Below are 14,494 nucleotides of genomic sequence, written 5' to 3'. Positions count from 1 at the left end.
ATGGCCCACCTTGTTCATAGTTGCGTGAAGTGAGGCACTAGTGAGCATCTTTGCCCGCCTTAAACGTTCAGTCCTCCTGACCGGGACCGCCCTCGCTCTGGTCGGCGGGACCCTGGTCGCCACCACCGGCGGTCCAGCCGCCGCCCAGCCCGCGGCCGTCGCTCAGCCCGTGGCCGGCGCAACCTTGCTGGGCGTCGTGACCGACTTCGCCGCCGACTCGTCGACGTACACACTCACCGCCGGAGCCGCGAAGGTGCGGGTGGTGTTCCTGAAGGACGACGTGTTCCGGCTCTGGCTCGCGCCGGACGGACAGTTCACCGATCCCGCGAACACGCCGCCGACCGACCCATCCGCGCCGGCGTCGAACATCGTCACCAAGACCGACTACGGGACACCGAAGACCTCGTGGAGGGACCGCGGCAGCTACTACTCCCTCCGCACCGGCAAGATCGAGGTCCGCGCGAACAAGTCGCCACTGCGCTTCTCCCTGTACCGGGCGGACGGCCGGCAGGTCTGGTCCGAGACGGCACCGCTGTCCTGGACCGACACGTCGGCGAGCCAGTCACTCAGCCGCGGCGCCTCCGAGCAGTACTTCGGTGGCGGCATGCAGAACGGCCGCTTCTCGCACCGGGATCAGACGATCAAGGTCTCCCGGGACTTCAACTGGGAGGACGGCGGCAACCCGAACGCCTCGCCGTACTACATGAGCACCGCGGGGTACGGCGTCCTGCGCCACACGTTCAGCCCGGGCAGCTACTCGTTCACCGACCCCGTCGTCGCCACCCACGACGAGAAGCGGTTCGACGCGTACTACTTCGTCGGCGACCTGAAGACGTCGCTCGACCGGTACACCGAGCTGACCGGCCGGCCGTTCATGCCACCGATCTACGGGCTCGAGTACGGCGACTCGGACTGCTACAACCGCGGCCACTACGCCAAGGACCCGGACACCAGCAACGACTGGAAGGTCCACCCGGACAAGGTGACCACGCTGGACGCGGTCAAGGTCGCCCAGAAGTTTCGGGACGAGGACATGCCCGGCGGCTGGATGCTGGTCAACGACGACTACGGCTGCGGCTACTCCGACAGCACCGAGTTCGAACAGGTCGACGGTGCCTGGTGGGGCAAGCGGGAGATCCCGCCGCTCAAGCAGACCGGTGACGAGCTTCGCAAGCGCAACATCGAGATGGGCCTGTGGACCCAGTCCTCGCTGGACCGCCAACCGGCCGAGGTGGGCGAGGCCGGCGTGCGCGTACGCAAGTTGGACGTCGCGTGGGTCGGCCCCGGATACCGGTACGCGCTCAGCGCCTGCGACACCGCGCACAGCGGGATCGAGCAGTACAGCAACGCCCGCGGGTTCGCGTGGATGGTCGAAGGCTGGGCCGGCGCGCAACGGTGTGCGGTGCAGTGGACCGGTGACCACAGCGGCTCGCTGGACGCGATCAAGTGGCAGATCCCCGCAATCACCGGCTCCGGCAACTCGGGTATCGCGTACAGCGCCGGCGACGTGGACGGCATCTTCGGCGGCTCCCCGACGAGCTACACGCGGGACCTGCAGTGGAAGGTGTTCAACCCCGCGTTCATGACGATGTCCGGCTGGGCCACCCCGGCGTACAAGCACCCGTGGACCTACGGCGAGCCGTACACCGCGATCAACCGCAAGTACCTCAAGCTGCGCGAACGGCTGCTCCCGTACTTCTACTCGTACGCCGCGGAGGCCCATCGCACCGGGGCGCCGCTGAACCGGTCACTCGTCCTCGAGTACCCGGACGACCCGAAGACCTGGGACGACTCCACCAAGTACGAGTTCCTGGCCGGCAAGGAGTTCCTGGTCGCGCCGATGTGGGGCGCCGACGAGGTGAAGAACGGGATCTACCTGCCGAAGGGCCGCTGGATCGACTACTGGACCGGCAAGGTGTACCAGGGCCCGACCACGGTCAACGGGTACCACGCCCCGCTCGGCACGCTGCCCTTGTTCGTCAAGGCGGGCGCGGTGGTCCCGATGTGGAAGAGCGGCATCAACGCGGCCGCCGAGCAGGGCTTCGGTGACCGGCTCACCGTCGACGTGTACCCCGAGGGCCGCTCGTCGTTCAGCCTGTACGAGGACGACCGGGTCACCCGGGACTACAAGCAGGCGAAATCGGCCACGCAGAAGTTCGAGGTCGAGGCGCCGATCGCCGGTCGTGGTGACATCGCCGTGAAGGTCGGCGCGAGCCGTGGTTCGTACACGGGCAAGCCGGCCACCCGCCCGTACGAGCTGACCGTGCACACCGGGACCACGCCCCGCGAGGTGACCCAGGACGGCCGCAAACTCACCAAGCTGGCCAGCTTGAACGCGTACCTCGCGGCCACGTCCGGCTGGTACTACGAGAACGGCGTGGTGCTGGTGAGGACCACCGCGATCTCTACGTCCCACGACGCCGTGATCCGGCTGGCGGACACCACCTCCGTCGGTGGCGGCAAGGCGGTGCTCGACACGTTCGGCACTCCCGAACTCGGCACGCCGTCGCTGTGGAACGCACCCGGCCAGGCCACCGAGGTCACCGCCGGCTTCCGCAACGGCGGCACGTCGACGATGCGCGACGTGCGGTTGTCGCTCGACCTGCCCGACGGGTGGACCGCGACCGGGACCAGCACGTTCGCGAAGGTCGAGCCGGGCCAGTCGGTCAGCGCCAAGGTGCAGGTGACGCCGGACGCCTCGGTGAAGCCGGCGAGCTTCACCTTGACGTTGAACGCGGCGTACCAGGTCGGGGCGAGTCGCCTCACGAACAGCGCGGTCGCCACGGCACAGTTGCCTTACGCCTCGTTGTCGCAGGCGGCGAACGTCGTCGGGATCAGCGACGCGGCGACCTATGCCCAAGGCAACTTCGACGGGTCGGGCAACAGCTTCAACGGCGAGGCGCTGGCCGCGGCCGGGTACACCCCGGGCGCCGAGGTGACCGTGCAGGGTGCCGAGTTCACCTGGCCGACGGGAGCTCCTGGCACCCCGAACCTGGTGAAGAACCAGTCGGCCCCGATCCTGGTCTCCGGCACCGGTTCGCATCTGGCCCTGCTCGGTGCGGGGGCCGGCCTGAATGCGAAGGGCTCGGTCACGATCATCTACACCGACGGGTCCGAGTCGCAGGCTCCGTTCCAGTTGCCGAACTGGTGCTGCCAGGACCCGGCCACCGGCGGAGCCAAGACAGCGGTGTCCGTGAAGGGCCGCTACACCGCGGCAGGACTGGCGAACACCACGACGGACTACCGGGTCTTCTACACCGCTGTACAACTGGATCCGGGCAAGACGGTGAAGGCGATCAAGCTGCCCGGCGGCGGACTCGGCTTCTTCGCGGCGACGCTCGCGGACAAGCCCTTGCCTCCGGCACCGACCGGGCAGCCGTGGGTGAGTGACCTGGAGTGGATCGACGCGAGCAACGGCTGGGGCCCGGTCGAACGGGACCGCAGCAACGGCGAGGACGGGGCGGCCGACGGAGCACCGATCACGCTCGACGGCACCCAGTACGCGAAGGGCCTCGGGACACACGCGGCGTCCTCGGTGAGTGTGCGGCTGGGCGGCAACTGCTCGGCCTTCACCGCCGAGGTCGGGGTCGACGACGAAGTCGATGACCGAGGCAAGGTCAGCTTCAAGGTGGCGGTCGACGGTGTGGTGAAGTACACATCCGATCTGCTCACCGGAACCTCGCCCACCGTGCCGGTCGCGGTCGACGTGACCGGCGGCCAAACCCTGACGCTGCAGGTGACCGACGCCGGCGACGGCGTCACCAGCGACCACGCGGACTGGGCGGACGCGCGCCTGACCTGCAAGGACGCATGAGGTCTGGTGCTCGGGCCCGCGAGGGTGGGCCCGAGCACCCGTTTGAAGCAACGGATCGCACCTCTCGCGGCACCGAGCGCATCCGACTTTCGGCTGGACTTTCCCTGACCGCGCCCCCGAGATCACCCAGTCCCGACCCAGGGACGTGAACAGGTGAGTTCCGGTGGCATCGCGCCCCTCTGCCGTGACACTCTCTGACTCGGTACGGCCGTGGCCCCCTCCCATGGTGGTGCCAACGCCACCATCGACGTGGTGCCAACACCATCAGTTCTGGTCTCCGATCGGGCTAGTTTCGAATCAGACGAAAGCCGTCGGGGGCATCTGGGTCAGAGAGGGCGCGAGGGGATCATGGTTGCGACATACCTGAAGAAATGGGTCGGCAGCCGGTTACTGAACAGGACCACCCGTAAAGGTGGTCTGGATCTGTCGAAGATGCGGATGTTTCCGCGTCAGGTTTCGATGCCGTTGCGGCGCACCGGCCTGGATCCGGTGCCGGAGCTCGGACAGGTTCGTGAGACCGAGCCGGTGCACAAACTGGCCCACTTGTTCGGGCTCAACGTCTGGGTGGTCAGCGGCCACGCCGAGGCCAAGGCGGTCCTCGCCGACACCACGAACTTCAGCAACGACATCCGGCCGCTGGTCGGCTCGGACCCGAACAAGCCGTCCGAGGGCATCGGCGGCCTCGGTTTCACCGACCCGCCGGACCACACCCGGTTGCGCAAGCTGCTCACTCCGGAGTTCACCAAGCGCCGGCTGGCCCGGCTGGAACCGGCGATCGAGAAGATCGTCAACGACCAGCTGGACCTGATGGAGGCCAAGGGTCCGGTCGTCGACATCGTCGCCGACTTCGCGTTCAACGTGCCGTTCCTGCTGATCGCCGATCTGCTCGGCGTCGAGGAGTCCGACCGGGACCGCTTTCGCGCCCTCGGCCCGGCCCGGTTCGACCTGTCCGGCGGGGGGATCGGGGTGTTCGGCTCGGCCAGCGAGTCCCGCGACTTCCTGTTCGAGATCGTCGGCAAGCAGCGCAAGGAGCCGGGTGACGGCCTGATCGGCTCGATCATCCGCGAACACGGCGACACCATCGACGACATCGAGCTCGGCGGCCTGGCCGACGGCGTCTTCCTCGGCGGCTACGAGACCTCGGCCAGCATGCTCGCGCTCGGCACGCTGGTGCTGCTCCGCGACCCGGAGAACTTCGCCCGGATCCGCACCGAGCCCGGCGCGGTCGACGCGATCGTGGAGGAGCTGCTGCGGTACCTGACCGTCGTCCAGGTCGCGTTCCCGCGGTTCGCCCGGCACGACCAGGAGCTGTTCGGCCAGCAGGTCAAGAAGGGCGACCTGGTCGCTGTGTCCCTGTCCGGCGCCGACCGCGACAAGTCGGTCTTCGGTCTCGACGCCGAGGACTTCTGGCCCCGCCGTGCCCCGGCCGCGCACCTCGCCTTCGGTCACGGCATGCACCGCTGCGTCGGCGCCGAACTCGCCCGGATGGAGCTCCGTGCGGCGTTCACGGCCCTCGCCCACCGCTTCCCGGATCTCTCCCTCGCCGTCGCCGAGGAGCAGCTCCGCTTCCGCGACTTCTCCATCGTCTACGGCGTCGAGTCCCTCCCGGTCCAGCTCAACGCCCCCGCCCAGACCATCCAAGCGGCCGGCTGACCCACCGGTCCCGGCCGGGCCCGACACCCGGCCGGGACTCCTCGCACCCTGCACCTCCACGGCAAGGGACCAGTTCTCTGCCGCCTCAGGGACCCCGCCTCACGCCACGCTCACGCCACGCCTCATTCCACGCCTCATTCCACGCTTTGCGCCATGCCTGGAGCTGCTGGTGGTCGCGCCGTGTGCTGGTCTCGTTCCGCAAGGTCATCGTCAGGATTTTCGCGACCTCGTGACAGCGAGGGATCACGCGACCACAATGGGCGGTCCACGACCCGGACAGCGGGTGGGGGGAACGACCAGGAGGCCGGCTTCACGATGGGCATGGACGGGGGTGCGCTGACCGCCCGGATCGCCGCGGCGATGACGCTCGCGCAGTCGGGTGGCCACGCCGCCGCGGCCGCCGACCTCGAGGCGATCCGCGCCGACCTCGGCCCCGTCCCCAGCTACGAGCTCGCCGCCGCCGAGTACGTCCGCGGGGTCACCGCCCACCACGCCAGCGACGCCGAGGAGGCCCTCGCCGCGGCCGACTCCTGTATCCAGGTCGCCCGCGCGATCGGCGAACCCGGCTGGGAGGCCAACGCCCTCGCCATCCGGATCATCAACCTCGCCCGCAGCGGCCGCGGTGGCGACGCCGTCAACGACATCGTCGCCGCCGAGAACGCGCTCACCCGGACCGACGACCCCGGCCTGATCGCCTGGGCGCACACCGGCCTCGGCTACGCCTACGACGTGCTCCGCCTGTTCGAGCTCTGCATCCCGCGCTACGAGGTCGCGGTCCACCTCGACGCGGACGTGTTCGACCTGGCCGAGTCCCCCGCGATCGACCGGCTCAACCTCGCCGAGACGTACCTGCGCTGGGCCCACGAGCTCGAGCGCCTCGGCGATCCGTCGAACCAGCAGGCGATCCTCGACCGCCTCGCCTCGGCCGCGCACTGGGCCCGGGAGGGCCGGCGGGTGGTGGTCGACGAGGAGGGCCAGGAGTACTGGCGGTTGAGCGCCCAGCTCTGGCTCGCGGCCGCCGTGACCGACGAGAATCCCGCCGCCGCCGTCGCCGAACTGAAGGACTGCCGCGATCGGATCAGCAAGCTGGGTGAGACCGAACGCCTCGCGCTGGCCGGCTCGTACCTGGCCAGGGCGCTCGCGGCCTGCGGCGACGTCGAAGCAGCCCGGGCCGCCGCGGACCGGGCCACCGACGACCTGATCCCGTTGGCCGATCCCTCGACGCAGATGCTGGTCCTGCAGACGCGCACCGAGCTCGCCGCGAACACCGGTGAGCCGGGAGCCGTTGCAGGGTTGGCGTATGCGCGCTCCGTCGCCCGCGGTTGGTGGAAGGAGCGCCGCCGCGCCCTCAACGCGGTGCGGCACGCCCTGGACGCGCAAGATCTGTCCGCGCGGCACGACGCCGAGTGGCACGCCGCGCGGCAGGATCCGCTGACCGGGATCGGGAACCGGCGCTCGCTGGACGAACGCTTGACCGCGGCCCGCGATTCGCAGCGCGCGGTCACGGTGCTCGCGATCGACGTGGACGACCTCAAGGTCGTCAACGACAGCTACGGGCACGCGGCCGGTGACGAACTGTTGCAGGTAGTGGCAAATCTGCTGGTCGAGCAGGCACGAGTCACCGATGCCGTGGTTCGATCGGGAGGAGACGAGTTCTTCGTCGTGCTGGACCAGCCGGACGCCAAGGGTGGGTACCAGCTGGCGGAGCGGATCCGGGCCGCGGTGGCCGGGATCGCGGCGGGGACTCGCAAGCCGTGGCTGACCCGGCTGAGTCTGAGCCTCGGCTACGCGGCCACCGCGGAAGGGGTGCCGGTGGACCAGTTGATCCGGGTCGCCGACACGCGGCTCTATCAGGACAAGCGCCGGGTCCGGTGACCGCGGCGACAGGGGAGGTGCGGTGCGCGAGACCTCGGGGGTGACCGCGCGGACGGCGGCGGCGATGACGCGAGCGCAGTCGGGCAATCCGGCCGGCGCCGCGGAGGACATCCGCCGCCTGTTGATCGAACTCGGGCCGGACCCGTCACCTGAACGCGCGGCCGCCGAGTACGTGCGCGCCGTCGCGGCCCACCACGGCACCGACGCGGACGAGGCCCTCGATGCGGTCGACGGGTGCATCCGGGTCGCGCGGGCGATCGACGAACCCGGCTGGGAGGCGAACGCGCTCGCGCTGCGCATCGTCACGCTGATCCGCACCGGCGAGGGCGGCGACTCCGTGACCGACCTGGTCGCGGCCGAGAACGCCTTGTCCAGAACGCACGACGTCGGCCTGGCCGGCTGGGCGCACACCGGGCTGGGATACGCGTACGACCTGCTCCGGTTGTTCGAGCTGTGCATCCCGCACTTCGAACAGGCGGCCGCGATCGAGGTCAACCCGCTCCGCCTCGCCGAGGCCCCGGTGATCGACCTGCTCAACCTGGCCGAGTCCAATCTGCGCTGGGCCCAGGAGATGGAGCGGCTCGGCGACACGTCGTACGACGAGCGGATCCAGCACCGCAAGGCGGAGGCGCGGCGTTGGTCGGCGGACGCGATCGAGGTGATCATCCGCGACGACCTGATCGGGTACTGGCCGATCGCGGGCCGGATGTGGCTCGCGGCGAGCAACAGTGACCTGGATCCGGCCGAGGCGGCCGTGGTCCTCAAGGACTGCCGGGACCAGCTGACCAAACTCGGTGACCGCGAACTGGCCGCCATCGCCGGCGCGTACCTGGCCCGGTCGTACGCCGCCCTCGGCCGAACGGACGACGCCCTCGAAGCCGCGGACCGGGCCGGCGCCGACCTGCCGCCGACCTCCGATCCGCCGGTAGAGGCGCTGGTCCGGCACACCGCGGTCCGGGTCATCGCGGACTCCGGCGATCCGGGCGCGACCGCCGGTCTGCAGTACGCGCGAGCCATCACCCGCGGGTGGTGGGCCGAACGCCTTCGCGGCCTGTACGCCGTCCGCAGCGCCCTCGCGACCCACGAACTGTCGATCCGGCACGACGCCGAGTGGCGCGCCGCCCGCGAGGACCCGCTCACCGGCGTCGGCAACCGGCGGGCCCTCGACGAACGGATGACCGCGGCCGCCGACTCCGGCCGCTCCGTCGCCGTGATCGCGATCGACGTGGACAATCTCAAGGTGGTCAACGACAGCCACGGCCACGCCAGCGGCGACGAGGTCCTGCGCCGCGTCGCCCAGTTGCTCACCGAACAGTCCCGCGCCGAGGACATCGTGGTCCGCGCCGGCGGCGACGAGTTCGTCGTGGTCCTCGACAACCCGCACGACCGGGGCGCCCGCGAGCTCGTCGACCGCATCCGCCTCGGCGCCGACCGGATCGCCGCGGCCGCCACCGACCCGTGGTTCCGCACTCTCCGCCTCAGCATCGGCCAGGCCAGCAGCACCGATGGAACTCCCATTCCTGACCTCCTCACCGAAGCCGACGCCAAGATGTACACGGACAAACGCCGCCGCCGAACCAGGCACTGACCGGCCAGGCTCAGTAGTCCAGGAAGCCCTCCTCGACGAGTCGCCGGATCTCCGGGAGGTAGTCGGCGCGCAGATCGTCGCGCTCGAGCAGGACCGCCAGCGCGTCCAGGATCTGCCCGACGCTCAGGTCCCCGTCGCACGCACCGACGAAGCCGGCGAGCACCGTGTCGGCCTGCTCGGCCCGCCGCACCCCGCGTTGCCGCCGCAGCACGATCGTCGCCGGATCCTCGGCGCCTGGTGGTCCCGCGGTCTCCTGCACCACGTCCTCGGCCACGGTCAGGTGCACCCCGTCCAGGTCCGCCGGCATCCCCTCCCGCCGCTCGAACCGGCGTAGTACGTGTGGCCCGATCGGCTGCTCGATCTCGTACGGCCACTCCTCCGCATCCGTGCTCCCGGCCACGTTGTGCACGTTGATCCAGCCCATGCCGATCGCCTCGACCTGCTGATCGTCCAGCCAGCGCACCCATTCGTCGTACCGCCGGGTGTACTCGGGCCGCCCGTGCAGCCCCGCGTCGCGCAACCACAGCTCGACGTACTCGGCCGGATCGAGCTGCTCGCGTTGCACCGCCCAGCTCGAACGATCCCCCGTCCACGAAGCGATCCGCTCCCGCCAGTCCTGGCCGCGTACGCAGGTCCAGTTGGCGAGCAGCTGACACCACCCACCCTCGGTCAGGTGGTCGGGGGCACGCCGCACCAGCTGCTCGACCACGGAATCACCGGCGAACCCGGTCTCCCGGTACGTCAGCTTCCCGTCGCTCGGCGGCGCGATCACGTACGGCGGGTTGCTCACGATCAGGTCGAACTGCTCCCCGTCGACCGGCTCGTACAGGCTCCCGCTTCGCACGTCGAGGTCGACCCTGTTCAGCGCGGCGGTCCACCGGGTGAGCTGGAGAGCCCGGTCGTTCACGTCAGTGGCGACCAGGCGATTCGCCCGGTCGGCCAGGTGCAGCGCCTGGATCCCGCAGCCGGTGCCGAGATCGAGTGCACTCTCCACCTTCACCGGCACCGTGAGCTTGACCAGGCTCAGGCTCGCGGGCGCGATGCCCAGCACGTAGTCGGGTCGCATCGGCTCACGCCGTCCGTCGAGCCCCGGCGTCAGATCCGCGACCACCCACCAGTCGCGGTCGTCCTCGGCGTAAGGCCGCACGTCCACCGCGGCACGCACCTCGTCGCCCACCGCCTGAACGATGCCCAAGGCAAGGAGATCGTCCACCGGGACCGCCTTCGACGCCGAGGCCACCGGCACCGGACGCTGCAGCAGGAACAGCCGGATCAACGTGTCGAGCGCGTCGCCGCCCTCGGTCCGCCGCTGCGCGAGCGTGGTCTCGTTGCGCGCGAGCGCGCTGCCGGCCTGGGTCCCCAACCGCTCGGCGACCCCTTCGACCGTGTACCCGGCCGCGTCGAAAGCGCCCCGCAGCCGGTCCACCACGGGGGTCGTCAGCTCTGCCTGTTCCGCCATGTCCACCATCCTCCCAGGTCCGCTGTCAACTCCCGCGAAGTTATCCACAGGTTCGGATTCACCCCGTTGCGGAGGGTCCGATCCTGGCACGATTCCTGACATCAAAGCCTTGCAGATGAAGGGGATTCGCGATGAGGACATGGACGGGACTGACCGTCGCCGCCGGCCTGCTGCTGGTGGCCGGTTGTGGTGCCGACGGCTTGGAGACGGGCGCCGGCACGGTCGAGAAGAAGACCACCGAGGCCTTCCTCGCCACGGCCGAGGGCGACTGGCACCGCCGCGTCGACGCGGAGCCGCACAAGAACCTGAGCACGGACGCGCGCTGCTACCTCGTGACCGGTGCCGATAGCAACAAGTCGCTCGGTACCATGGCCTGCGGCCCGCTCCGCCGCCTCGGGACCGCCGAGGGTCGTGTCTGGGACATCGTGCGGGTCCAGGCGACCGGCAGCGACAAGCCCGGCCTGGAGATCCCTACGAACGAGCCTTGGCAGCGATCACAGGTCCACCCGGAGAGCAGCGCGTTGTGGCGCCCGGACGACAAGAAGGCGCCTGACAACGCCGACACCCTGGCAGCACCACCTCCCCCAGCGGAGACGGCGGGCTTCACCGACATTACCGACAAGCCGGCCACCCTCGAGCTCAGGCCGGCCGACGGCAAGCTCGTCGTCCCGGACGGAACGCTCACCCTGCAAGGGATCGCGACCCCGGCGACGATCGGCAGCGGGACCGAGATCCGCCGCCCGGCGGACGGGGAGAAGTTCGTGGCGGCCGTGTTCGGCACCACGCCGACCCTGGACGGTCTCACCGGCGAGCCCGCGGTCCAAGCCGCGACCACCGCACCGGCCCGGACGAAGTGGACCTTGACCGTCGGCAGCGAGCAGCGACCAGTCACCGTCCTGACCAAAGCGCTCACCGCCACGACATCGGGACAGATGATCATCGCCTCGGTCCCGGAGAACGCGTCGGACGTCCTGCTGACGGCCACCAACGGCGCCCTGACCCAGTCGCTGTCGTTGGTCAGCGGCAAGCGCACCACGACCGCGGCCGCCGCGTACTACCGGACCACGACGACCGCGACCTTGGCGAAGACCTTGACGAACGGTTCTGTCAACCAGGGCAGGGATTTCGAGAGCAAGCTCGACCTGACGTTGAAGAAGGCCGCCCTGACTCCGTGGGATCCGCAGCGCGGCTGGGCACCGGCCGGCAAGGCCTGGGTCCGGGTGTCGCTCGAGTCCGAGCTGGAGTTCACCTGGATCCTCTACACGAACGCCTGGACCAAGCCCTTCGTCACGGCCACCGTGGACGGCGTCGCGGTCGCGCCCTCCGACGCAACGCCGGAGTCGGGCACTGCCACGTTGCTCGTCCCCGAGACCGCGAAGTCGGTGGTCCTCATGGTGACGCCCCGCATGACCTTCGCCAGCAAGACCTTCAGCGAACCCTCACCAAGGAGCGGCACCGCCGTCTACCCGACGCTCACCGCCACCGCGACCTTCCAGTGACCGGCTGCGGTGGAGCAGCGAGGACGGAGGTGTTGTCTAGCCGGCATCGCCCGCACGAGCTGTCGCGTAGAGCACGGTTCCTGACTCCACGAAGGCCTCAGGATCCAGCTCGGCCAGTGCCCGCTCAGCAGCCGCCAGGCAGGCCGTTCGACGATCCGCCGGCAACAGGTTGATCCGGCGGGCCATGGCACCGACCACCTGGGAGTGAGCGAGGAACTCGGCAGCGGTCGGCGCGTGCCGAAAGCGTTCCACGGTGATCTCGACCTGACCGAATCCGGCCGCTTCCAGAGCAGTGCGGAGCTTCGCCGGATCGGAGGTGACGTCGTTCGACGGCATCTGCGGCGACGGATCGTCCGGAGCCCCGTGCTCGTCGATCACCCGCACCCACACGTCGTACGCGGAATGCGGGTCGTGGCCCGACCAGGTCACCGCCGCGAAGGAACCACCGGGAGTCAGGATTCGCCGGATCTCGGCGAGCGCCAACGGGAGATCGGGGACATGGAACAACACGAACGGCATCACCGCGGCGTCCAGGGTCGCCGAGGCGAACGGCAACGCCTGCAGGTCACCGAGCACCCTGTCGTAGCGGGCCGGTGCTCGCCGGAGCATCTCCTCGGTCAGGTCCGAGCCGATCACCTGCGCCTGCGGAGCGAGCCCGGCCAGGTGATCGAGCAACCGGCCCGGACCGCAGCCGAGCTCGGCGACCCGGCGGGCGTCGCGGAGATCCAGCCGGTCGGCGACGGCGCGCGCATGGACGGCGAGGACGTCGGCCCATTTCCCGTCGTAGGCGGTGGCGACCTGTGAATAGTTGGCGCGGATGTCAGCTGTGGTCATCGTGGTGGTGGAGATCCCCGGATTCAGAGGAAGTGGGGCGTCGCGACCCGCAGGACCTCGACGAGCTTCGCCTTGACGGCCCTGCGGTGCGGGACCTGGACGGTCTTCTGGTCGACCCGGACCCCGTGGTCGACCAGGACGTAGACGACGCGCAGGGTGCGCAAGGTGTTCGTGACCTCGGGCGGGAATCCCTCCGGCGTCCGCTGAGCCACGGCACGCGCCGCGGGATCGAGCCACCCGGTCGCGTCCGCCTCGGCGAGGTCGGCGCGGGTCAACGTGGCGGCCAGCGCGAAGCCGAGACGGTCGTCCTCGAGCTCGCGCAGGACGTACTCGGTGGGCGTGAGCAGGCGGCCGATACCGAGGCGCAGCATCTCCATCGGCTCGACCGCGGACGCGAGTCCGAGGGTGCCGAGCAGGTCCGCCCCGTGCGCGACCGCGTGCAGCCAGCCGAGCTTCGGATCGTGGCCGCGGAGATCCTCCTCGTCCACGTACCAGCGCTCGAACGGCGGGACCCAGGCCGGCTCGAACGTGCCCGCCGAGACGATCGCGTCGAGGATCAACGGCGCGAAGGTCCGCGCCTGCACCTCGGGATCGCCGAACCGGGCCACCATCTCGTCGCCGAGCTCGCGCAGCTGACCGGCACCGAGCACGCCGTTGCCGATCCAGGTGGCGAGCGTCGAGTACGCCTGCTGGTCCCGGACCACCGGATCCGGCGACCTCAGCATCGACGACAGCTCCGCCACCAGGTCGGACAGCGGGCGGCCGTCCGGAACGGCGAAGCCTTCGGTACGCACCCGCGCCCAGTCGGTCATGCGCGAAATTTAACGGGTTCCGCCACCGACCCGCCAGCCCCTTCTCACCCACATCGGGCCCACCCCGAACGCCCCGGAACAGGGAACGGCCCGTGGGGCGTCTCTGGAGACGCTCCACGGGCCGATGCGGCCAGGACCCCTCAGCCCGGCCGGGCCTGGGACCGCCGGATCGCTGCACCATCCGGCGGTGGTCTGTCAGGCGTCGCGCTTGCTCGCGGTCGCCAGCGCCAGGGCCATCAGCGCCGCTGCCCAGGCGGCGAAGTACAGCAGGGCCCACCACGGACCGAGGGCGAAGTCGCCACTGCCGGCGAAGCCACCGGCCAGGCCCATGTCCTGCCCCTGGTTCAGGAACGAGCTGGCGTTCGCGAACGGCGACCACTTGGCCATGTCGTCGCCGACCTTCGGGATCAGCGTGAACAGGCTCTCCACCAGCAGCGGCCAGAGGATCAGGATCGCGATCGCACCGGCGCTCTGCCGGATCATGATGCCGACCGCGACCGCGATCACGGCGGAGAGTGCGAAGACGATGCCCTGGCCGGCCAGCAGTCGCCACTCGGCGCCCGTGTTGATCGACAGGTCCGCACCGCTGACGAAGAGGCTGCCGATGAACCACGCGCCGAAGGAGGCGATCAGGCCCACCAGGCCGGCCAGCACCGCGACCACCGCGGTCTTGCCGAGCAGCAGCGCGGCCCGCTGCGGCACTGCCTGGAAGCTGGTCCGGATGGTGCCGAACCGGTACTCCGTGGTGACGGCCAGCGCGGCCATCACCATCATCACCATCTGGCTGAGCTGCGCCCCGCCCTGGGTCATGAAGATCGTCGCCTGCGGCTCGTCGGCGGTGCCCAGGAAGGCCGTCGAGAGCGCCGCGAGACCGATGGTCAGGACCGCGGAGATGACCATGCACCACCACGGCGAGCGGGTGGAGAAGAGCTTGATCCGCTCGACTGCGATGACCGACAT

9 protein-coding genes are annotated in these 14,494 nt (G+C 70.0%); 5 read left to right on the top strand and 4 right to left on the bottom strand.

The window, feature by feature from the left end:
* The first annotated feature begins 40 nt into the window (after positions 1-40).
* From FB561_RS11095 to FB561_RS11080, 4 genes are all read left to right on the top strand, one after another.
* Positions 41-3,814 carry an NPCBM/NEW2 domain-containing protein gene (locus FB561_RS11095; RefSeq protein ID WP_145805732.1) on the top strand — a complete coding sequence of 1,258 codons (3,774 nt, stop codon included), beginning with the start codon at positions 41-43 and terminating at the stop codon, positions 3,812-3,814.
* Between the two features lie 348 nt (positions 3,815-4,162).
* A complete protein-coding gene (locus FB561_RS11090) occupies positions 4,163-5,467 on the top strand; it encodes a cytochrome P450 (RefSeq protein WP_145805730.1) in 1,305 nt (434 codons plus the stop codon).
* A 315-nt stretch (positions 5,468-5,782) separates the two neighbouring features.
* Positions 5,783-7,342, top strand: coding sequence for a GGDEF domain-containing protein (locus tag FB561_RS11085; RefSeq protein ID WP_145805728.1), 1,560 nt, complete (start codon positions 5,783-5,785; stop codon positions 7,340-7,342).
* A 22-nt stretch (positions 7,343-7,364) separates the two neighbouring features.
* Positions 7,365-8,930, top strand: a complete 1,566-nt coding sequence (locus tag FB561_RS11080) for a GGDEF domain-containing protein (protein WP_145805726.1) — start codon at positions 7,365-7,367, stop codon at positions 8,928-8,930.
* A 10-nt stretch (positions 8,931-8,940) separates the two neighbouring features.
* On the opposite strand, the gene FB561_RS11075 is transcribed toward FB561_RS11080, so the two are convergent.
* Positions 8,941-10,389, bottom strand: coding sequence for a DUF7059 domain-containing protein (locus tag FB561_RS11075; RefSeq protein WP_145805724.1), 1,449 nt, complete (start codon positions 10,387-10,389; stop codon positions 8,941-8,943).
* 131 nt (positions 10,390-10,520) lie between these two features.
* On the opposite strand from FB561_RS11075, the gene FB561_RS11070 reads away from it, so the two are divergent.
* Positions 10,521-11,888 carry a hypothetical protein gene (locus FB561_RS11070; protein ID WP_145805722.1) on the top strand — a complete coding sequence of 456 codons (1,368 nt, stop codon included), beginning with the start codon at positions 10,521-10,523 and terminating at the stop codon, positions 11,886-11,888.
* A gap of 36 nt (positions 11,889-11,924) precedes the next feature.
* Here FB561_RS11070 and FB561_RS11065 read toward each other — a convergent pair whose 3' ends face one another.
* From FB561_RS11065 to FB561_RS11055, 3 genes are all read right to left on the bottom strand, one after another.
* Positions 11,925-12,722 carry a class I SAM-dependent methyltransferase gene (locus FB561_RS11065; RefSeq protein ID WP_145805720.1) on the bottom strand — a complete coding sequence of 266 codons (798 nt, stop codon included), beginning with the start codon at positions 12,720-12,722 and terminating at the stop codon, positions 11,925-11,927.
* A gap of 23 nt (positions 12,723-12,745) precedes the next feature.
* Complete coding sequence (locus tag FB561_RS11060; protein WP_145805718.1) at positions 12,746-13,534, bottom strand: DUF2785 domain-containing protein; 789 nt, start codon at positions 13,532-13,534, stop codon at positions 12,746-12,748.
* Between the two features lie 195 nt (positions 13,535-13,729).
* Positions 13,730-14,494 carry a hypothetical protein gene (locus tag FB561_RS11055; RefSeq protein ID WP_145805716.1) on the bottom strand — a complete coding sequence of 255 codons (765 nt, stop codon included), beginning with the start codon at positions 14,492-14,494 and terminating at the stop codon, positions 13,730-13,732.

The organism is Kribbella amoyensis, from assembly GCF_007828865.1.
Lineage (GTDB): Bacteria > Actinomycetota > Actinomycetes > Propionibacteriales > Kribbellaceae > Kribbella > Kribbella amoyensis.
Note: the sequence above shows the minus strand (reverse complement) of the source record. Positions and strands in the feature narration are given on the sequence as shown.